General features: G+C 59.5%; 21 protein-coding genes. 13 read left to right on the top strand and 8 right to left on the bottom strand.

All coding sequences use genetic code 11. From position 1 onward, the window contains the following. Positions 1-27: 27 nt before the first annotated feature. Positions 28-1569 (bottom strand): EAL domain-containing protein, encoded by a 1542-nt coding sequence (locus AB5Y51_RS02020; RefSeq protein WP_368177974.1) that lies wholly within the window; start codon positions 1567-1569, stop codon positions 28-30. 245 nt (positions 1570-1814) lie between these two features. Between AB5Y51_RS02020 and AB5Y51_RS02015 the strand changes: the two genes are divergently transcribed. Beyond that, on the top strand, positions 1815-2720 hold the full coding sequence (locus AB5Y51_RS02015; protein WP_111896859.1) for a TIGR01777 family oxidoreductase: 906 nt from the start codon (positions 1815-1817) through the stop codon (positions 2718-2720). A 42-nt stretch (positions 2721-2762) separates the two neighbouring features. Here AB5Y51_RS02015 and AB5Y51_RS02010 read toward each other — a convergent pair whose 3' ends face one another. Further along, a complete protein-coding gene (locus tag AB5Y51_RS02010; RefSeq protein WP_128313976.1) occupies positions 2763-5204 on the bottom strand; it encodes an ABC transporter permease in 2442 nt (813 codons plus the stop codon). Between the two features lie 64 nt (positions 5205-5268). Beyond that, a complete protein-coding gene (locus AB5Y51_RS02005; RefSeq protein WP_042016058.1) occupies positions 5269-5979 on the bottom strand; it encodes an ABC transporter ATP-binding protein in 711 nt (236 codons plus the stop codon). 57 nt (positions 5980-6036) lie between these two features. Between AB5Y51_RS02005 and AB5Y51_RS02000 the strand changes: the two genes are divergently transcribed. Beyond that, positions 6037-6645, top strand: coding sequence for an arylesterase (locus tag AB5Y51_RS02000; RefSeq protein ID WP_039040186.1), 609 nt, complete (start codon positions 6037-6039; stop codon positions 6643-6645). 87 nt (positions 6646-6732) lie between these two features. Here AB5Y51_RS02000 and AB5Y51_RS01995 read toward each other — a convergent pair whose 3' ends face one another. From AB5Y51_RS01995 to AB5Y51_RS01985, 3 genes are all read right to left on the bottom strand, one after another. Then, positions 6733-7677 (bottom strand): chemotaxis protein CheV, encoded by a 945-nt coding sequence (locus AB5Y51_RS01995; protein ID WP_041212426.1) that lies wholly within the window; start codon positions 7675-7677, stop codon positions 6733-6735. 335 nt (positions 7678-8012) lie between these two features. Beyond that, positions 8013-9113 carry a porin gene (locus tag AB5Y51_RS01990; protein WP_039040188.1) on the bottom strand — a complete coding sequence of 367 codons (1101 nt, stop codon included), beginning with the start codon at positions 9111-9113 and terminating at the stop codon, positions 8013-8015. 328 nt (positions 9114-9441) lie between these two features. Next, on the bottom strand, positions 9442-9852 hold the full coding sequence (locus AB5Y51_RS01985; RefSeq protein WP_042865010.1) for a CBS domain-containing protein: 411 nt from the start codon (positions 9850-9852) through the stop codon (positions 9442-9444). Positions 9853-9999: 147 nt separating this feature from the next. Here AB5Y51_RS01985 and AB5Y51_RS01980 point away from each other — a divergent pair, with 147 nt between their 5' ends. Genes AB5Y51_RS01980 through AB5Y51_RS01970 form a run of 3 tightly spaced genes read left to right on the top strand, consistent with a single transcriptional unit; the run spans position 10000 to position 13212 of the window. After that, positions 10000-11910, top strand: coding sequence for an ABC transporter ATP-binding protein (locus AB5Y51_RS01980; protein WP_048206991.1), 1911 nt, complete (start codon positions 10000-10002; stop codon positions 11908-11910). After that, positions 11903-12364 carry a DUF2390 domain-containing protein gene (locus AB5Y51_RS01975; protein WP_039040190.1) on the top strand — a complete coding sequence of 154 codons (462 nt, stop codon included), beginning with the start codon at positions 11903-11905 and terminating at the stop codon, positions 12362-12364. Before AB5Y51_RS01980 ends, AB5Y51_RS01975 begins: the two co-directional genes overlap by 8 nt. Then, positions 12358-13212 (top strand): 23S rRNA (adenine(2030)-N(6))-methyltransferase RlmJ, encoded by an 855-nt coding sequence (locus tag AB5Y51_RS01970; RefSeq protein WP_042879855.1) that lies wholly within the window; start codon positions 12358-12360, stop codon positions 13210-13212. Before AB5Y51_RS01975 ends, AB5Y51_RS01970 begins: the two co-directional genes overlap by 7 nt. 50 nt (positions 13213-13262) lie before the next feature. Here the strand turns inward: AB5Y51_RS01970 and AB5Y51_RS01965 are convergent, their stop codons facing one another. Then, positions 13263-14192 (bottom strand): LysR family transcriptional regulator, encoded by a 930-nt coding sequence (locus tag AB5Y51_RS01965; protein WP_139739543.1) that lies wholly within the window; start codon positions 14190-14192, stop codon positions 13263-13265. A gap of 109 nt (positions 14193-14301) precedes the next feature. On the opposite strand from AB5Y51_RS01965, the gene AB5Y51_RS01960 reads away from it, so the two are divergent. Beyond that, on the top strand, positions 14302-14898 hold the full coding sequence (locus AB5Y51_RS01960) for an FMN-dependent NADH-azoreductase (RefSeq protein WP_368177973.1): 597 nt from the start codon (positions 14302-14304) through the stop codon (positions 14896-14898). Positions 14899-15012: 114 nt separating this feature from the next. Here AB5Y51_RS01960 and AB5Y51_RS01955 read toward each other — a convergent pair whose 3' ends face one another. Continuing rightward, on the bottom strand, positions 15013-15234 hold the full coding sequence (locus AB5Y51_RS01955) for a hypothetical protein (protein ID WP_010675517.1): 222 nt from the start codon (positions 15232-15234) through the stop codon (positions 15013-15015). Between the two features lie 179 nt (positions 15235-15413). Between AB5Y51_RS01955 and AB5Y51_RS01950 the strand changes: the two genes are divergently transcribed. The 7 genes from AB5Y51_RS01950 (at position 15414) to AB5Y51_RS01920 (ending at position 20344) form a co-directional block, all read left to right on the top strand. Next, positions 15414-15782, top strand: a complete 369-nt coding sequence (locus tag AB5Y51_RS01950; RefSeq protein ID WP_010675518.1) for a DUF2061 domain-containing protein — start codon at positions 15414-15416, stop codon at positions 15780-15782. Between the two features lie 110 nt (positions 15783-15892). After that, positions 15893-16486 (top strand): MliC family protein, encoded by a 594-nt coding sequence (locus AB5Y51_RS01945; RefSeq protein ID WP_319891573.1) that lies wholly within the window; start codon positions 15893-15895, stop codon positions 16484-16486. Positions 16487-16873: 387 nt separating this feature from the next. Next, entirely contained in the window at positions 16874-17302 is a 429-nt protein-coding gene (locus AB5Y51_RS01940) for a VOC family protein (RefSeq protein ID WP_368177979.1), read from the top strand. Between the two features lie 320 nt (positions 17303-17622). Then, complete coding sequence (locus AB5Y51_RS01935; protein WP_368177972.1) at positions 17623-18546, top strand: hypothetical protein; 924 nt, start codon at positions 17623-17625, stop codon at positions 18544-18546. Between the two features lie 146 nt (positions 18547-18692). After that, positions 18693-19049, top strand: coding sequence for a hypothetical protein (locus AB5Y51_RS01930; RefSeq protein WP_368177971.1), 357 nt, complete (start codon positions 18693-18695; stop codon positions 19047-19049). 102 nt (positions 19050-19151) lie between these two features. Beyond that, the gene (locus AB5Y51_RS01925) at positions 19152-19721 is read left to right on the top strand and encodes a hypothetical protein (RefSeq protein ID WP_368177970.1); all 570 of its coding nucleotides are present in this window, start codon (positions 19152-19154) and stop codon (positions 19719-19721) included. Further along, positions 19673-20344: a DUF6161 domain-containing protein gene (locus tag AB5Y51_RS01920; RefSeq protein ID WP_368177969.1), complete on the top strand. Its 672-nt coding sequence runs from the start codon at positions 19673-19675 to the stop codon at positions 20342-20344. The genes AB5Y51_RS01925 and AB5Y51_RS01920 overlap by 49 nt, the downstream gene beginning before the upstream one ends. Positions 20345-20548 lie beyond the last annotated feature (204 nt).

Below are 20548 nucleotides of genomic sequence, written 5' to 3'. Positions count from 1 at the left end.
GGTTTTTTTTTGCCTCGCGCTTTCCCCTCAGCGCTCCTGCCCGGCCAGCTGGCTGACAAACTCCTTCATGGGCATGGGCCTGCCAAACAGGTAGCCCTGCAGGAAGGTCACCTCGCGGGCCTTCAGATAGTCGGCCTGCACCTGATTCTCCACCCCTTCCGCCACCAGTTGCAGACCGAGCCGGGTCGCCAGATCGATGACGTTCTCCACTATGTGGCTGGAGAGCGCGTCCGACCCAATCATGCCGACGAAGCTCTGATCGATCTTGAGGAAGTCGACCTGGAAGGTCTGCAGGTAGGTCAGGCTGGAGTGACCGGTGCCGAAATCGTCGATGGCGATGAAGACCCCGAGGGCATGGAGCTCGGCAAAGAGCCGGTCCGTCGTCTCGTCCGCCACGATGAGCTCGCGCTCGGTCAGCTCCAGCACCAGCTTGATGGGGTTCCCCTTGAAGGCGTTGATGAAATCCCGGCAATCCTCCACCAGGCTCAGATCCTTGCAGTGGCTGGCGCTGATGTTGAAGCCGAAGTGAAACCCTCGCGGCAGATGGTGCGCCTTGCCCGCAAACTGTTCGCGCACCTGCGCCATCAGCAGCCGGGTCATGGGCACGATGAGGCCACTGTCCTCTGCCAGGGGAATGAAGCGATCCGGCGAGATCATCCCCTGACGGGGGTGTTGCCAGCGCATCAGCACCTCGCAACCGCTCCATTGGCCGTCCTCCCCGTTCACCACGGGTTGCAGATAGGGGATGAACTCCTGCTGGGACAGTGCCCGTTTCAGCTCCTGGGCCGGCGAAGTCGAACGGCCCATCAGCCAGAAGACCGCCACCCCGAGCAGCAGGCTCAGCAGAGGATAAATAATGACGCCCACCTTGGAGTAGTCCCAGATGTGGGCACGGTACTCATCCACCGACACCGTGGTCACTACCTTGAACGGGTACCTGGTCGAGACCTGTTCGAGATAGCCATTGCGATCCTTGGGGATCAGCTTGTCGGTGAGCTCGCTGTTTCGCTGCAGCATCTCGTTGCCGACCACCAGCCCCAGTGGGGAGTTGCGGCTCAGCATGTCCAGGATGTTGAGCAGGTAGTAGCCGTCGACCCCCACCAGCACGCTGAACTCGCCCACCTCTTCCCGGTAGGCGATGAGGGGGCGATTCGGGGTGACCGGGTTGCCCTTCATCAGGTCGAGCCTGCCCCCGACATAGTCATCCAGCTTGATGCCGCCATCGACCGGGCCATAGAGGGAAGAGCAGTAGATCCGATCTCCCCTGGCCAGGTTGACGCTGCGCACATCCGGCACCGTGGCCACCTGATCCCTGAGCCCCTGCACCACCTCGAGACAGGGCCTGCCCAGGCTGCCGGTGAGGGCCGACGCCGCCAACTGGGCATTGTCCAGAGTGCGGTCGAACATGACCCTGGCATGTTCCAGGCGCGCCACCGCATCCTGTTTCACGCCGGTGGCGGTCTGCCAGATGACGATGACGAGCCCAAGGAGCATGGGCAACAGACCGGCCAGCAAGGCACAGAGCAGCCGGACATAGAATTGACGCACCTTCAAACGTCGAAATGGCATAACGGCCCTCATGAACATGGCGAAAAAGCGCTCGAGTTTACCCGCTGGCGCCCGTTTGGCAAGCCGGAATGAGCCCCTGATACCGCCGCGCCACGGCGCCCCCCGTGGTCGCAACGCCCGGCAACCCCGTGGACAAAGGGGGCGGCGTCTTGGGAGACAAAAATCATAATGCTCATAAAAACAGGAGCTTGTCCATCGGGCACCCAGGCTCTAGAGTAGACCCTAGAGCGTCAGGGAGGCAGGACATGAAGATACTGATCACGGGGGGCACGGGGTTTATCGGCCGCCGTCTGGTGGCACACCTCAAGGTGGCGCACGAAGTAGTCGTGCTGACCCGCCAGGGCAGCCGGGCCTACGAGCTGCTCGGCCACGATGTCACCCTGCTGGACAGCCTGGACAGGCTGGATCACCTCAATGACGTGGACATCGTCATCAACCTGGCCGGCGAACCCATCGCCGCCGGACGCTGGAGCGAGTCCCGCAAGCAGTTGCTCTGCAACAGCCGCTGGCTGCTGACCGAACAGCTGGTGGATCTCGTCAAACTCTCCAGCACGCCCCCCAGATTGCTGCTCAATGCCTCCGCCATCGGCTGGTATGGCCGCCAGGATGACGCCCCTCTGGATGAAACATGCCAGAGCCCTCACGACGAATTCACCCACCGTCTCTGTCAGCAGTGGGAGCAGCTTGCCCAGCAGGCCCGCTCGGCCCAGACCCGGGTCTGCATCCTGCGCATAGGCCTGGTACTCGGCATGGAGGGGGGCGCCTTGCCCAGGATGCTGCCCCCTTACCGCCTGGGCCTCGGCGGCCCCATGGGCAGCGGCACCCAGATGATGAGCTGGATCCACGTGCAGGATCTGGTGCGGGCCATGCTGTTTCTCGTCGAGCACGGCGAGTGTGACGGCATCTTCAACGGCACGGCCCCGCAACCGGTCAGCAATCGCCGGTTCAGCGAGATCCTGGCCGCCACGCTCCATCGCCCGCACCTCTTCTTCGTACCGGCCCCCCTCCTGCGACTCCTGATGGGAGAGGCGGCGGATCTGCTGCTCACCGGACAGCACGTGCTGCCCGCCCGCTTGCAGCAGGCCGGTTTTCACTTCAGCTTCCCGGCCCTGCCCGGCGCTCTGGACAATCTGCTGCACTCACCCCGTTGACCCAATGACACATCCCGACCAAGGTCGGGATGTGTCGAGCCATCAGAGCAGCCCCTGCCCCAGTCCCCTGAGCCGGTCGCTCAGGGTACCCGCCAGCAGTTGGCGGCGCATGCCCTGTCCGGCCAGGGTCACCAGCACGGCCCCAAGCAGGGGGAGTGCAGCCCAGATGGCCCAGTGGAACTGCCACTGCGCCCCCTCCCACCACCACTGCAGGCCGAAGGAGCAGAGCTCCACCACCATGGCGGCGCAAAGCCCTGCCAGGGCACCGCTCGCCACCAGCTCCCAGCGCAGCATCTTCTCGAGCAGGGCGCTGCCCGCCCCCAAGGTGCGCATCAGCAGCAGCTCCCGGCGCCGATGGGCCATGCCGGCCTGGGTCTGGGTCAGCAGCACCAGCAGGGCGGCCACCGTCACCAGCCCGAGCATCAACCCCAGGGCGCGGCTCACCTGATCGGAGACCAGGGTGAGGCGGCCTATCAGATCCTCCACATCGATGAGGCTCACCGTGGGGTGGCGGCGGATGAGTTCCACCTCTGCCCCTCGCCCCTCAGGCGGCAGACGATAGCTGCCGAGCCAGGTCTGGGAGAAGGGGGCCAACACATCCGGCGAGAAGATCATGTAGAAGTTCGGCCTCATGTTGTCCCACTTGATGGACCTCAGGCTGGTCACCCTGGCCTCGAACGCCCGCCCCTCTATGGTGAAGCCGAGCACGTCTCCGAGCGCGATGCCGAGCCGTCCCGCCAGTGCCTCGTCGACGGAGACCTCCCCCTTGCCGGCCAGCCATTGACCGGCAGTGACCTTGTTGTCGGCGGGCAGGGCCGATGTGGTGGTGAAGTTGAGCTCTCTGTCCACCCCCTCCCGCGCCGCATCCTCCCCCACCGCCTCACCGGCGATACGGGTCAGGCGCCCGCGCACCATGGGGTAGAAGTCCGAGGTGATGGCCCCGGCCTGGTGCAGATCGGCCAGGATCCCTTCCCGCTCGCTGTCCGCCACATTGACCAGAAAGCGGTTCGGGGCATCGGCAGGCAACCGGGTGGAAAAATCCTCCAGCAGATCGACCCGCGCCGCCCACAGCAGCCCGAACAGCATCAGGGCCAGGGCGAAGCCCGCCAGCTGGAACAGACCACTGCCCCGCTCCCGGGAGAGGTGATTGATGGCCAGGCGCAGGGCATGGGGCCCCTTGAGCCGACTGCCAAGACGCAGCAGCACGGAGGCGAGCAGGGCCAGCAGCGCCATCAACACCCCCATGCCACCGATGAGCCCGCAGGCCAGCCTGATGTCGGCGGTAAAGCCCCACACCAGGGCAAACAGCCCGATGAGCCCCACGGGCACCGTCAGCCAGGGGGGGATCCCCGCCTCCAGTTCCCGGCGCAGCACCCGCAGCGGCGGTACCTTGAGCAGCCTCAGGAAGGGAACGAACGCCAGCATCAGGGTGATGAAGAAGGCGACCGCGAGGCCAAGGGCGAAGGGTCGCCAGGAGGGGGGCGGCAGATCCGCAGGCAGCAGATCCCCCAGCAGGTTCAGGGTCAGCCACTGCATGGCGCTGCCCGCCACCAGCCCCATCAGGGCCCCCACCAGGGTCAGGGAGAACAGCAGGGTGCCCATCAGTTGCCACAGGGTGCGCCGCGAGGCCCCCAGGGTCTTGAGCAGGGCCACCATGTTGGTCTGGCGCTCGGCAAAATGGCGCACCGCTATCCCCATGGCCAGGGCGCCGAGCAGCACGCCGGCAAGGGATGCCAGACGGAAGAAGCGCTCGGCATTGCCCAGGGATTTCCCCACCTGGGTACCCTGATCATCGGGTTTGACGAGCTTCTGCCCGGCGCTCAGCCTGGGGTTGAGCCAGGCCTCATAGCGGGCGATGGCGTCACGGGGCCCCTTGACGAGATAGCGCCACTGCTGGCGACTGCCCGGCAGCAGGGCCCCGGTCGCTTCGATATCGGCGCTGTGGATCAAGGCCCTTGGTGCCATCTGGAAGGGGCTGAACCCCTGATCCGGCTCCTGGCCCAGCTCCCCTGCCACCGTCAGCCGGGTGTTGCCGACCTCGAGTACCTCACCCACCTTGGCGCCGAGCAGCTGCATCACCCTGGCGGAGAGCCAGATCTCGCCGGGCGCCGGGGCGCGCTGGGGAGTGAGCTCCAGCTTGCCGTAGAAGGGAAAATCCCCGGGCACGGCGCGGATGGAGGCCAGTTGCAGGGTATCGCCGTGAAACAGCATGCTGTTGAAGCTGACCGTGGTCTGCACGGCCAGCCCCTCCTGATGCGCCTGCGCCAGCCACTCTGCCGGTGCCGGCGTCGCGGAGCGCAGCACCCTGTCCCCTCCGATGAAATCCCGCCCGGAGGCCTTGAGCCCCGCATCCAGCCGATCCGCCACCAGAGCCACGCTGAGCACGCAGGCGACGCTCAGCGCCAGCGCCAGCACAAACCAGCGAAGCTCGCCGCTGAACCCTTCCCGGCGCAGCAGCTTCAATCCCAGTCGCCACTGACTCATGACGCCTCCCTCACCGTCCATGCTGCTGCCAGCGATCCCCTGGTGCAGCTCTGTCTCCAATGACTCATGACAGCTCTCCCACCCTGGCCGCCATGACAGCCTGTGCCTCCAGCCGCCCGGCTGACATCACCAGCTGCCGCTGGCAGCGCTGGGCCAGCTCATGGTCATGGGTCACCACCACCAGGGTGGTGTTGTGCTCGCGGTTGAGACGAAACAGCAGTTCGATCACCGTCTCCCCGGTCTTGCTGTCGAGGTTGCCGGTGGGCTCGTCCGCCAGCAGCAGACTGGGGCGGGTCATGAAGGCACGGGCAATGGCGACCCGCTGCTGCTCGCCGCCGGAGAGGCGCGGCGGCAGGTGGTGCAACCGCTCTCCCAGACCGACCTGGGCCAGCAGCTCCCGGGCACGGGGCTCGCTGTCGGTCTCCCCCCGCAGCTCGGCCGGCAACATGACGTTTTCCAGGGCGCTCAGGGTGGGCAGCAGCAAGAACGACTGGAACACGAACCCCACCTGCTCGGCCCGCAGCCTGGCGCGCCCCTCCTCGTCCAGCCGGGTGAGGGAGTGGCCGAGGATCTCTATCTCGCCGCTGCTCGGCAGATCGAGACCGGCCAGCAAACCGAGCAGGGTGGACTTGCCGGAACCGGACGCACCGACCAGCGCCAGCGTCTCGCCGGTATTGACTTGCAGATCGATCCCTTCAAGGATGGTGAGGCTTTCCTGACCGAGGCGAACGGTTTTACCGAGCCCCCTGACGGCGATAATGGGCGTTGAACTCATCTTGGGTATCCTGTTTGCCTGAACCTGTAATGACAATAGAACGTGGGAGTTGACTGCATGATGCGTCTCTTGTTTGCCGTGAGTTGCCTGTGCTGCTGGGCAGCGTCCGTCCAGGCCCAGACCCTGCTGGTACTGGGCGACAGCCTGAGTGCCGGCTACCAGATGCAGGCCGAACAGAGCTGGCCTGCCCTGCTCAATGAAAAGTGGCAGCAGCAGGGGGGAGAACACACCCTCATCAATGCCAGCATCAGCGGTGAAACGACCCAGGGCGGCCTGGCTCGCCTGCCCGCCCTGCTCGAAACCCACAAACCGGACTGGGTGTTGATCGAACTCGGCGCCAACGACGGGCTGCGGGGCTTTGCTCCCGCCATCACCCGGGCCAACCTGACCAAGATGATCGAGCTCACCCGGGCGCACCAGGCGAAGACGGTGCTGACCCAGATCCTGCTGCCCCGCAACTATGGGGCGCGCTATCTGCAACAGTTCGAGCAGATCTTCCCGGATCTTGCCAAGGCCAACGACCTGCCGCTGATGCCCTTCTTTCTGGATGATATTGTGCTGCGCCCTGAACTCATGATGAACGATGGACTGCACCCGACGGCCGCCGCCCAGCCCCGGATCCGCGACAAGGTCGCCCGCTTTGTCGAGCCTCTGCTGACTCAATAGCCCGGTGGCCGGGCCCATGGCCCTTCCCCTTGCCCAGCAAAAAGCCCCCGCATGGCGGAGGCTTTTTCATGGTTCGGCGTGCCGGGTTCAACGGCCCAGGATCTGCCGCATCCGCTGCTGGGCCACGTCCACCAGCAAGTCGGGCTGGAATTTGGAGATGAAGCGATCACACCCCACCTTCTTGACCATGGCCTCGTTGAAGTTGCCGCTCAGGGAAGTATTCAGGGTGATGAAGAGATCGGACATGCGCGGATCGCTGCGCACCTCGTGAGTCAGGCGATAACCATCCATCTCCGGCATCTCGGCGTCCGTGATCATCAGCATGATCTCGTCGGTCACCTTCTTGCCCGCATCGCACCACCCCTTGAGCAGCTTGAGGGCCTGCAAGCCGTCCTGGCACTCGATGACCTCGAGCCCGAGCTGGGCGAGAGTCTCGCGCACCTGGTTGCGGGCCGTGCTGGAGTCATCGACGATGAGCACCCGGCGTCCCTGCATCTGGGGCAGGATCTCCTCGTCCAGCACCTCGGACGAGATGCGCACGTCATAGGTGATGATCTCCGCCAGCACCTTCTCCACGTCGATGATCTCGACGATCTGGTCAACGCCCCCTTCCGGGATGCGGGTGATGGCGGTGAGGTAGTTGGCACGACCCGCCGAACGGGGCGGCGGCAGTATGTCCTTCCAGGTCATGTTGACGATGTGGGCCACCTGCCCCACCAGGAATCCCTGAATGGTGCGGTTGTACTCGGTGATGATGAGGTTGGACTCCTGATCGATGGCCATGGGACGCATCCCGATGGCACCGCGCAGGTTGATGACGGGGATGGAGACGCCGCGAATGTTGGCGACACCGCTGATGTTGTGGTGAGACCCCGGCATCTTGTTCAGATGGGGCAGCTTGACCACTTCCCGCACCTTGAAGACGTTGATCGCAAACAGTTGCTGGGCACCCAAACGGAACATCAGCAGTTCCAGGCGATTCTCCCCTACAAGCTGGGTACGTTGATCCACTGAATCCAATATGCTCGCCATATAACGCCCTTACGTCCATTTCCCGAAATTGCCCCGCACCGGAGCTGCGACATGCCAACCAGCCCCGCTTTCCCTGTCGGGACAACGCAAGCCTATATAGAAATAATGAAAAGCGTCGAGGAAAGATAGGATCTTGACCACGGGGCGTGATCATCGCCCCATCACTGCCTCATGGCAAGCACAGCCACGCATCGGCCCCGACAACAAGGGTATCGACCACACAGGGGCATTGCTGAACCCCGGCGTGCCGCTCTTGTCATCCAGCGCGGTCCGCCAGCAACAAAAAGACCGGCCACATGGGCCGGTCCTGAGATGTGCAGTGCGTCCGGGACGACTTAGAAGTTGTACTGCAGGGCCACGGCGACGATGTCGTCGGTGGACTTGTTCAGGCTGTTCTTGCCGGTGGAACCCACTTCGTCCAGCAGGTTGATCTTGTAGTCCACGTAGGCATTGAAGTTGTCGGTGAAGTTGTACCAGGCACCCACGGAGACGTATTCGGTCGCGGTGTCATCGATGCCGTGAGCGCTGTCCTTCACGTCGGTACGCAGGTAGGCCAGGGAGGGCTTGAACTTCGGCGTGATGTTGTACTGCACGACCGCTTCGTAGCCATCCATCTTCTCGGCGTAACCGCGCATGGAGCCGGTGTCCACGAAGAGGTGATCTTCACCGTGGGAGTAGGTGGCGGCCATGTAGAGGTTGCCGACGGCATACTTGGCGCCCACCCCGAACAGCTTGGCGTCGTTGTCGCCGCCGAAGCTCACGTTCTCGGCCTGTTCGTCGGTCTTGCCAGCCTGGTTGTAGGCGGCACCCAGGCTCAGGCCCATGTTGAAGTCATAGTTGGCAGAGAGGGCATAACCCTCGGAAGAACCTTTCGGGCTCCAGGTGCTGTTCGGACCGACGCGCTCGCTGCGGCTCGCGTTCTGCGGGTCGTTGTTGCCGGTGAACTGGGCACCCAGGGTCAGCCCCTGCCAGTTGTACATGTACTGGGCCAGGCCGTTGGTACGGCCGGTGCCGAACACCTCGGTGTCCTTGCCCAGACCATCACCACCCCACTCCGGCAGCACGTCGGTGTAGTTGTTCACCGCCTTGGTGAACAGACCGTCCTGGCGGCCGTAGCTGAAGGCACCGAAGCGATCGTGCTTGATGCCCGCATAGGCGTAACGCAGCTCGTCGTTGTCAGAACCGGAGACCGGCAGGTTGTACTCGGCGAAGCCGAACGCGGTCAGATCCTCGTCAACCTTGGTTTCACCTGCGATGTGCAGACGCAGGTAGCTGGCATCGCCTTCGGTGGCGTTGTCATCGGTGCCGTAGTACATGCCGTTGACGCGGCCGCCGATGTCCAGTTTGGTACCATTCTGATCGTAAACGTTGGCGGCCTGTGCACCACCGGCCAGCAGCAGGCTGGAGATGGCCATCGTCAATGCTGTCTTTTTCATTGTTCTTTCCTCAGGTGTAAGCACTCTCTGTCAGACCAGAGTTCGGTCGTGATGATCGGTTGATGTGCCGATAGCCTAAGGTAGATCCGGAAACCTTGATGGGAACTGAAGCGGCGAACGATTAATTATAAAAGCGTCAATTCGAGCTGACGCCGCGACATATAGTGTCACGCGAAATAATTCTTGCGGAATTTATGACCAAGAAAATCAATATAGCAATACAAGTGATCTATAAAACGGGATAAAAGCAGTTTAATCCTTCAACAAGGCGAGAAGCAGGGAAGCCCTGCCGGGCGACACGGGCTCCCCGCACACCTTCCCCGCCCCGTCAGACCGGCTGCCAGCCGCTCATGACCCTCAGCAGGTCCTTCCAGCTCACTATGCCCACCAGAGCGCCGTTCTCCAGCACAGGCAGACAGGAGATCTGGTGCTCCAGCATGAGGCCGGCGGCCTCTTTCAGGGAGCGTTCGGGGGAGACGGTGATGGGTTCACGGCTCATGATCTGGTGGGCGCGCCGGTTGAGGGTCTCGGTGTCCCGGTTCATCTCGGCATCCGTGTCCAGATAGGGGCTGATGGCACGCAGCAGATCCCGGTCCGAGATGACCCCCACCAACTCCTCCTCTTCCACCACCAGAAGGTGGCGGAAATGGGCCTGCTCGAAGATCTCCTTGATGACGCTCAGCCTGTCATCCATGGAAACGGTCGCGACCCGGGTCGTCATGATCTCTTTAATCAACATGGTCAGCCTCCTGCCCCCCAGATGTCTCTGTTATGACACGTTTTTCCGGCGGCAGCCATCCCCCCCGCCCTCAAGTGCAAATTTGTGTCATTTCACGTAAGATCCGCGCCAGTTTCTCTCCTTCAATCGAGCCAAGCAGACCCATCCATGATAGTTGCCAGTCAAATCGAACTGATCCGCGGCGGCCGCACGCTGCTGGACAACGCGTCCGCCACCATACACCCCGGCCACAAGGTGGGCCTGGTGGGCAAGAACGGCTGTGGCAAGTCCACCTTCTTTGCGCTGGTGCGGGGCGAGCTGGCCATCGACAACGGCAGCTTCAGCCTGCCCGCCGGCTGGCAGATTGCCGGCGTGGCCCAGGAGACCCCGGCGCTGGACTGCTCCGCCCTGGAGTACGTGATCGACGGCGACAAGGAGTTCCGCGCCCTGGAGGGCGAGCTCGCCCGGGCCGAGGCGGATGACAACGGTCTGCTGGTGGCCGAGCTGCACGGCAAGCTCGATACCATAGGTGCCTACAGCATTCGCGCCCGCGCCGCCGAGCTGCTGCACGGTCTGGGTTTTGGCGGCGATCAGCTCGACTCGCCGGTCAGAAGCTTCTCCGGTGGCTGGCGCATGCGCCTGAACCTGGCCCAGGCGCTGCTCTGCCGCTCCGATCTGCTGCTGCTGGATGAACCGACCAACCACCTGGATCTCGACGCCGTCATCTGGCTGGAGAAGTGGCTCAAGGGCTATCAGGGCACGCTGGTGCTCATTTCTCACGACCGCGACTTCCTCGACTCCGTGGTGAATCGCATCATCCATATCGAGAACGGCAAGCTCAACGAATACAGCGGCGGCTACTCCGACTTCGAACTGCAACGGGCCGAGCACCTGGCCCAGCAGCAGTCCATGTACGAGAAGCAGCAACGGGAGATGGCCCACATGCAATCCTATGTGGACCGCTTCCGCTACAAGGCCTCCAAGGCCCGTCAGGCCCAGAGCCGCTTGAAGGCCATGGAGCGGATGGAGAAGATCCTGCCCGCTCACGCCGACTCCGAGTTCAGCTTCGAGTTTCGCGAGCCCTCGGCCCTGCCGACTCCCCTCATCGCCATGGAGAACCTCAGCGCCGGTTACGGCGACAAGGTGATCCTGGAGAAGATCAAGCTCAACCTGGTGCCGGGGTCGCGCATCGGCCTGCTCGGTCGCAACGGCGCGGGCAAGTCCACCTTCATCAAGATGCTGTCGGGCTCCAACCCGCCCCTCTCCGGCAAGCTGGAGGTGAGCGCCGGGGTGAGCATCGGCTACTTCGCCCAGCATCAGCTCGAGACTCTGCGCCTCGATGACAGCCCCCTCGATCACCTGGTGCGCCTCGCGCCGGACAAGACCGAGCAGGAGCTTCGCAACTACCTCGGCAGCTTCGGTTTTCATGGCGACAAGGTGCTCGACAAGGTAGCCCCCTTCTCCGGCGGCGAGAAGGCGCGTCTGGTGCTGGCCCTCATCACCTGGCAAAAGCCCAACCTGCTGCTGCTGGATGAACCGACCAACCACCTGGATCTGGAGATGCGCCACGCCCTGACCATGGCCCTGCAAGGGTTCGAGGGGGCCATGGTGGTGGTCTCTCACGACCGTCATCTGCTGCGCACCACCACGGATGATTTCTATCTGGTCCACGGCGGCCGGGTCGAGCCCTTCGATGGGGATCTCGACGACTACCACAAGTGGCTCGGCGAGCAGGAGAAAGAGGCCAATGCCAAGCCGGCAGATGGCACCGTCTCCGCCAACTCGGCGGTGGCGCGCAAGGATCAGAAGCGCCTTGAGGCCCAGTTCCGGCAAGCGACCCGGCCGCTGCGCCAGAAGCTCGAGAAGCTCGAAACCAGCATGGAGAAGCTGCAGGCCAAGCTGGCCGCGGTGGAAGAGCAGCTGGCCGATCCCGCCATCTATGAAGAGAGCGCCAAGGGCAAGCTCTCCGAGCTGCTCAAGTCCCAGGGCCCCCTCAAGGAGGAGCTGGAGCACGTCGAGCTGGAGTGGATGAGCCTCTCTGAAGAGCTGGAAACCATGGAGCAGGCCTTCTTTGCGTGATGAAGCCTTGATGGCCAGCGAGCGGGTCAGCCCCGACGCCCTGCCCACCCCTTCCGAGTTCTGGACATGGAGCACAGGCGCCTATGGCCAGCGCAGCCAGGACTGGCTCCACGTGCAAAGCATGGGGGGCAACGTCAACCTGGCACTCCTGCTGCACCACCTCGACCTGCTCCGGATCCCGGTCGACCTCACGGACTTGCAACCTGCCCTGGTACAGACCGAGGCGGTGCTGCTCCCCTGGCGCACCCTGCGCCAGCAGGCCAAGTCACGGGTGGGGGCCGAGGAGTACCAGACCATGCTGGCCCACGAACTGGAGCTGGAGCGGCTGCAACAGGGGGTCTTGCTGCAGACCCTGCGCACCCTCGCCCTGTTTCGCGGCGACAGCCGCAACCTGTTTCACTATCTATCGTTACTGGGTGCCCAGCAGGGCCCCCTCAGAGATCTCATATGCTGAGCTACCGCCACGCCTTTCACGCCGGCAACCACGCCGACGTGCTCAAACACGCCGTCCAGGCCCTGATCATCGAGTCCCTCAAGAAGAAGGAGAAACCCTTCATCGTGCTGGACACCCATGCCGGTGGCGGTCTCTACGACCTGCGCGGCGACTGGTCCCAGAAGAAGGCGGAATACGCCGACGGGATCAAACGCCTGTGGGATGAACGGGCCCAGTGGTCCGCCATGGCCCCCTATCTGGGTGTCATCGAGGAGATGAACAGCGATGGCCAACTGCACTACTACCCCGGCTCGCCGGAGCTCTCCCGCCGCCTCATCCGCGATCAGGACAAGCTGGCGCTGATGGAGCTGCACAACAACGAGGTGGAAGATCTTCGCGCCAACATGGGGTACGACCCCCGCGTCGCCGTCCACCATCGCGACGGCTTCGAGGGGCTGGTGGCCCTGCTGCCCCCCACCCCGCGCCGCGGCCTGGTGCTCATCGACCCCCCCTATGAGCTGAAGGAAGATTACTTCGCCGTGGTCGATACCCTTAAAAAAGCGCAAAAGCGCTGGGCCACCGGCATCTACGCCCTCTGGTATCCCATCCTCGGGCAAGAGGCGGACAAGTCCCGCGACATGCTCAAAGCGATCAAGCGGGAGAACTTCGGCAACGTCCTGGTGGCCGAGCTGGAAGTGGCCGGCCAGACTGCCGATTGGGGCATGAACGGCTCCGGCATGCTCATCGTCAGCCCCCCCTGGATGCTGGACGAGCAGATTGAAGCCTTCCTCAAGCCGTTGTGCGCCAAGCTGGCGCAAGGCGCCGGCGCCCAGTACAGGGTGGAGTGGCTGAACAAGGCCGAGGCCTGACCCTCGGAACCACAGAAAATGAAAAAGGGCCTGTCACAGCAGGCCCTTTTTCATTGGGGCTGATGACCCGGCTCGTTCACGCTGGCCAGCTGCTCGGGCAGGCGGCTCGCCAGCCAGTCGATGGCAAGCCGGGTCTTGAGGGGCAGATGCGGACCATGGGGCCAGAGGGCGTTGATGGGATAGCGCCGACCCGGCAATCGGGCCAGCAGCTCGCGCAGCTCGCCCCGCTCAACGTGGGGCCGCGCCAGCCAGGTCGGCAGCCAGGCGAGACCAAAGCCCGCGATGGCCGCCTGGGTGATGGCGTTGAGATCGTCCATCTGCAACCGCCCTCTGGGCTGAACCTCGCGCCATGCCTCGGCCTCCTGCCACCACCACGACAGCACCCGCCCCTGGCGCAGATAGGCAATGCACTCATGATCCGGTAGCTCGGCCAGGGTCACAGGTTCCCCCCGCTCGGCCAGATAGGCGGGCGAGGCGCAGAGCGTCATGCCGTGCTCCCCGAGCCTGCGCGCCGCCAGATCCAGGCTGTCCGGCGGCTCTGCGTTGCGGATCACCAGATCCACCCCCTCCTCCACCAGATCCACCTTGCGGTCGCTGAACGACAGCTCCAGGGCCAGCCCGGGATGCGCCTTCGCCAGCGCCAGCAAAATGGGGGCCACGCACTGCTGGCCGAACAGCACCGGCATGGAGACCTTCAATCTGCCGTTGAGGGTGAGCTTGTTGCTGGCCAGCGCCGCTTCCCCAAGACGCACCTCCTCCAGCGCCCGCAGGCAGTGGCGATAGAAGAGCGCCCCCTCCTCGGTCAGGCTCTGGCTGCGGGTGGTGCGATGAAACAGTTGCACGCCGAGACGCAGCTCCAGCCGCGCCACCCCCTTGCCCACCGCCGAGCGGGTGAGGTGAAGCCGCTCCGCCGCCTGGGCGAAGCTGCCCGCCTCCACCACGGTGGCGAAGAGATCGATGCCGTTGAGCGTGTTTGCCATCTATTGCATACCTTTTGGAACCAATATGGCGAAATACTATCAGCACTGCGGAAAAAAATGACTGGTAAGCTCCCTTCATTCTTCACACGTTTCAGATGGAGTTCCCCTCATGAGCCAGATCCTGCTGCTGCAATCCAGCCTCAACGGCCCCGCATCCCGCACCAACCAATTGATGGAGCACTTCCTGCACACACGCCGGGAGCAGGGCCACCAGGACCAGGTGGTGGTGCGCGACCTGACCGCCCTCGACTTGCCCGCCCTCGACAGCCCGTTGTTTCACGCCCTGCGGGGGGCTGAACCTGCCAATGAGGCCATCCGGCAGGCGGTGGCGCTGTCGGATCGGCTGATTGCCGAACTCAAGGCCGCCGACCTGCTGCTGATCGGCGCCCCCATGTACAACCTCAACGTGCCGACCCCCCTCAAGAACTGGTTCGATCTGGTGGCGCGGGCCAGGGTGACTTTCCGTTACACCGACACCTACCCCATGGGGCTGGTGGAGGGGGTCAACGCCCTGGTGTTCAGCAGCCGCGGCGGCGTGCATCAGGGACAGGCGACGGATGCGGTCACCCCCTACCTCCAATCCGTGCTCGGCCTGATGGGCATCCCGGTGGAATTCGTCTACGCAGAGGGGATGGATCTGCGCCCCCACGGGGCGGAACAGGGAATGCGCGAAGCCCATGCTCGGATCGCTGGCCTCGGCAGGTAGGGCCATCACCCGATCTTGCCCCTTCCAACCAGCCACCTGCTGCGCGGGACATTCCAAGTAAAAAAGCCCCGCAAGGGGCTTTTCTATGACTGCGGCAGTGGCGGCTGAGGGGGACTAGGCTTGTCTGGCATCGGGGCCTGCGGGCATGTCCCGCCAGAGCGCCAGAATGAGCAGCGCCAGCAGGGCAAAGGGCGGCACCAGGCAGAGCAACACGCACAGGAAGGTGACAAGCCCCGGGTGGCGGCTCTTGCGCCGGGCCAGTCGCCAGGCCACCACGCCGACGACGATCATCAGCAGCAGCATGAAGAGAACAAACAGGTTGGAGTTGATGGTCATGAAAGCTCCTTTTTCATGGCAAAAGGCACACTCTAGCGCCGCTGCGGTCCCGGGCAACTCCCAATCTGGTGGTGCCTTCCTGGTCGATAGGCATTTTCTATTTCGCCAATAGATGAGAATGGTTTTCATTTGATGGAATTCTGAGTGATACTACCTTCATCGCCAGAGGAGACACCACCATGAAAAAGACCATCAGCTTCGCCATCCTGCACTTTTGTGTCGCCTTCACCGTGGCTTACCTGCTGACCGGCGAACTGCTCACCGCCAGCCTGATCGCCCTCATCGAGCCCGCCGTGAACACAGTCGCCTTCTACTTCCACGACCTTGGCTGGCACAAGCTCAAGCCTGAGCACAGCCTGCAGGCCAAGACCAGCAGCTTCGCCCTGGTCCACTTCTCGGTGGCCTTCGGTGTCGCCTACCTGCTGAGTGGTGAGCTGCTCACCGGCGGCGTGATGGCACTGATCGAACCTGCCATCAACACCGTCGTCTTCTTCTTCCACGAGCGGCTGTGGCGTAGCCGCCAGACCTTGGCGCTGGCCGGCGTCTGATTGCCATGCAGGGCCGCCCGGCACCCAAAAACACGGGGTGCTCCTGCCTACTTCGGGTGTAAAGTGTGCTCTGATCACGGGGCATCACGCCCCCTGTTGGAGCCCTGTCGATGAACAAGATCTTGCTTGGAACCCTGCTGTTTTCCCCTCTGCTGGCCACGGCGGCCACCCCGTCCTTCGAGTGCGCCAAGGCGAAAGGCGCCGCCGAAACCCTTATCTGCAAGGATGCCGGACTGGCTGCGCTGGATAACGAGCTGTCAGCCCTCTATCCCAAGGCGATTGCCGGGTTCTCCCCCGAGCAGCAGAAGAGCGAGCGCGCCATCCAGCGCGGCTGGATCAAGGGGCGCAACGACTGCTGGAAGGCGGGCGACCTGCGCCAGTGCGTGGAAGAGAGCTACCAGTTGCGGATCACCGAGTTGCAGATAAAAGGGGGCCAGCTGAGGGTGCCGACGCCGGTCGATTACCAGTGCGGCAAGAGCGTCACCCTCTCCACCTACTTCTACAACGAGGCCAAGCGGCCCGCCGCCATGATCAATCTGAGCGAGGGTAACAACCAGCAGCAGGTGCTCGCCTATGAGACCCCCAGCGCCAGCGGCGCCCGGTACGAGGGGCAAAACCTCACCCTCTGGACCAAGGGGAGCGACGCCATGCTGGAGCGCTACGGTCAGCCCACCCTCAACTGCAACGAGATCCCGGGCAACTGATCCCCCGCCCGGCCAGAGGCCGGGCAACCACTCCCGTACAGGCAGCAAGAGGGTCACCAGTTGGTGGCCACTCGCCCCCTTTTACCTATCCTCTCCCCCTCTCCCCCTCTCGCCAATCCAGCCCGGACGCCAGGCTTTCGGGCTAGCCTCCATTTGTTGATCTTGCCCGGCAATTCGCCATTTCCTCCTTTCCCTTCGCTCGCGGGCCGTTAATATAGCCAATTGGCAACACACGCCTCGCCGGAGTCTCCCATGAGCCATGCCAACCACGCCCCTTTGGTCAATCGCAGCAAGCTGGAAGCTGACATTCAGGGCGGTAGCGTCGCCAAAGGGCACAACCGGCAAGAGGTAAGTGACTGTTTCAACCATGTCGAGTGGAGTGAATGTATGGAAACGCACACACTGCATCGGGGTCGGCTGATCGACCATCTCCAGCTGGTGGTGAAAGACCTGACCGCCAGCGAGCGCTTTTACAGGGCCATACTGGCCACCCTCGATGTGCCAATCGGCGGCGGGGGTGAGGGTTACTTCTGGGCTGACGAGCTGTTTGTCACATCCATCGACAGCCCGGCAGCGCTCGGCGCACTGACCGGTCGCCATCATCTCGCCTTCCAGGCGCAGGACCGCGCCACAGTCGATCGCTTCTATCAGGCAGCGCTGGCCCATGGCGGCCAGGATAACGGCGCCCCCGGCGAGCGGGTCTATCACCCCGGCTATTACGCCGCCTTTGTCCTCGATCCGGACGGCAATAATATCGAAGCGGTCTATCACGGCGAGGCAAAGCGCAGTGCGGGGTCGGTGGAGATTCGGTTTTAGACAAAGAACGCCAGTGATATGGGCCTCGCCATGGTGCAGCGAGGTGACTACGCCTTGCTCAATATAGTGATGCGCTGATTTCCTTATTGAATGTATTTTTATGCAATCGTAATGATTGAGCTAAAAGGGGAAGTCAAGCGAATACAGGCAGACACAGAACCAGCTGGCAATGTTATGATTTTAAATAACTTCTCCGCCAAGGTAATAAAGCCGTTATGGAGTTATTCGGAAGGCTCAATTATCGGATTAGTGCCGCCTTCAATCTAATCACCGTTATGTGCTTTTCAGCAATCGAGTTCAATATTAAGTAAGGAGGCTATATGGGTGCAGATGAATCAAACAGACGAATAAAGTTTGCCTATCAAATGGAAAATTGGAGCTATGAGGGGGGTAACCCAAATTTACTCAAAGCTAATGCAAAGAAAATCATCCCATCTGAATATAAAGCCGATATGGATGGAAACATATTCTGTCCAGGTTGTTTTACTAATCTTAATCGTGTCCCAAAAGAAAAAGATCATTCTACCAATGGGCGAGAAGCATTCTTTTCCCACATTAGAACTTACAAAGACGTAAAATGTGATTTAAAGTCAATTAAACCAGAAGGTAAACGGTACGCAAACTGGGAAGAAGCCAAGAAAGCAATTGACGATGAAAATTTAGTCATTATAAGTATTTTTTTAAAAAACAAACCAGAACCCAAAGATGACCAATCTGCAATTTATGATGAAACACCTGTAGAGGATGATGCAGGACCTACTACAGAGGTTGCGATTGGACGCCATAACGGCGAAACATTTGCTTTGCCTAGTCGGATCAAAACGGTAGCTGGTCTCTGCCGAAATTTCGACGAAAATTTATATAAATACTTCCACTTACCTGATAAAAAATATGCAGTTCGATTTATAGACCTTTTAAAGAGTGTTAGAACAATTTCAGAAGAAAATGATGTCCCGGGGTTTTATTACGGGAAAATTGTAAGCACAGTTCATCTAGGTGAATACAAAAGACCAACTAATATTAGAATGACTTACCTTGAAAATAATGCAAAAGGAGTTTGTGACTTTTGCTTAAAATCTCAAGATAAAGATCAAAAAGCACACGGCATTGATGACAACTCAGTTGGTCGTATATTGATTGTCTATGGTTCTGTAAAACAAAATGGAACAGGTTTGTGCTTTCAAAGTTTAGGTTGGGGAGAGTTTAGCTTACTTCCTGAGAAATATAATTATTTGCTGGACTAAGCACATGACAAACGCCTCAAGAGGAACTGTCAACTCGTGGCGTTTACAGTCTTAATGGGCCGAGTTGGTTACGGTTGTTGTGATTGAGTTGTTTGTAATGCGTTGCCAGCCTCTTAGGCTGGGCGTTATGAGTGTATGGATCTCCTATGGAAAATGACCTCATATTAGTGGTGCTGGATGCAGAACAAATAGCCAAAGCGAAAGACGAAAATGGGAAGCGTAAGCAGATAACCCACGCGCTTGTCGTTGGAAACTACGGGGTAATGTTCGGCACTGAGAAGCAATGTATAAAGTATTACTCGGTCTGGAAGGATATCTTCAAGGACCTATTCGGCAAGTGCTACGAAACTGACCAGTACCATATCAGCGCCTACACCTGCTCCGGTAATGTGGTGATGGACCTGATAGAAGAATCCGATAGTCGTAAACCCAAGATAGATTTCATCAAAGAAATGGTGACGCGCGAGAAAAAAGGCTTTTGGGAAAAATTGTTTGGTCGCTAGCAAGACTCATAACAAAAAATAAAAGTATCTCGTGGAGATGTTTCTCTCCATTACTATATGTGAAGTTTCCATATAAAAATTTTACCAATCAGAGGCGATTCAATGGATAACACCGTAGATATACAATCCATTATAAGGGAATATAATAATTGGAAATGGCTACTAGATTTCTCTGAAGCCACAAAAAAACTAAAATCCTTTGATGCATTTTTCGTTCACTATCATGAAATTAGCACTGTCACTACAGATTTTTCTCGAGTGGATAAAATAAATGAAGATAACATTAATACATTTAAAGAAATTTTCATTAAAAATGACTTCGTTTTATCTACATCAGCAAAAGGCAGATTTGTAAGAACCCTACAAGACAAAGAAGTTGCCATTGAATGCTTAATAGCATTCTCAAATGGAATCGATAAAAAAACTGAAGGTTTAATCCAAGCTTTACTATATAAAAAGGGCTTAAAAACAGAAGTTCTATCTGAAAAAACAAAATTCAATGAACTACTCAACTCAACAAGAGCGGATAGTAAGAAATTCATAGCGGAATTTAATAAAACAAAATCCGAGTTAACCGAGGAGTTACATTCAAGTCAGCAAGCCGTAATAGAATTAAAATCAGCATGTCGTTCTTTAATTACAGAAAGCGAAAGACAAAAAAAGCCGTTATAGATATTGAAGAGATAAAAAATAACCTAAACGGAACATTAAAATTAGAGCTGGAAAGCAAAATAGGGCATACAACTAAAAGCTACGATGAATCAATTAAAGATCTTCATCAGCAGCTCGATAACGAGAAAAACATATCAAAACAGAAATTTGAAGACTTTATTGATGCCTATAAAAATCAAATGAAACTGAAAGCACCTGTCCAATATTGGACGGATAATGTAGAACACCATAAAAAATCAGCAAAAAAGTTTGGCATAGCAAGTATCGTGCTGTCTCTTATTATTTTTCTACCTATTGCATACGTGGCATGGGAGATTTTAGCTAAAGAACAGGTTGTATGGGGTAAAGTAGGGGTTGCTGCATTTACAACATCTTTAGCCATTTGGTTAATACGTATTTTAGTTCGCATGTATCTAAGTCATAATCATATGCAGATGAACTCTCAAGAAAGAGTTGTTATGACACAAGCCTATTTAGCACTCATAAGCGAAGGAGGTGCATCATCAGAAGAAGAACGTAACCTTGTTTTACAAGCTATTTTTAGGCCTGTATCTACAGGCATAATAACTGATGATGCATCACCTCATAGCATAATTGAACTAATTAACAAACATCGAAATTAAATCATAACCAATACTTAATCTGGTGCTGAGGAATTTATGATTGAAAACAGTCCTGCCACATAGAGACACCTCAAAAATTGGGATACCCACCATCTCGATAGCAGACTTGCCTGACAGGGTGGGTGTCCTCTGTCAGCCGTCCCCCGTCAATTCCTACCAATCCAACTCACCCCTCCCCGGTGTGGATGCATTCCCCCCTGCCAC

Source organism: Aeromonas sp. R7-1 (assembly GCF_040908115.1).
Taxonomy (GTDB): domain Bacteria; phylum Pseudomonadota; class Gammaproteobacteria; order Enterobacterales; family Aeromonadaceae; genus Aeromonas; species Aeromonas caviae.
This window is presented reverse-complemented; position numbering and strand designations above follow the sequence as displayed.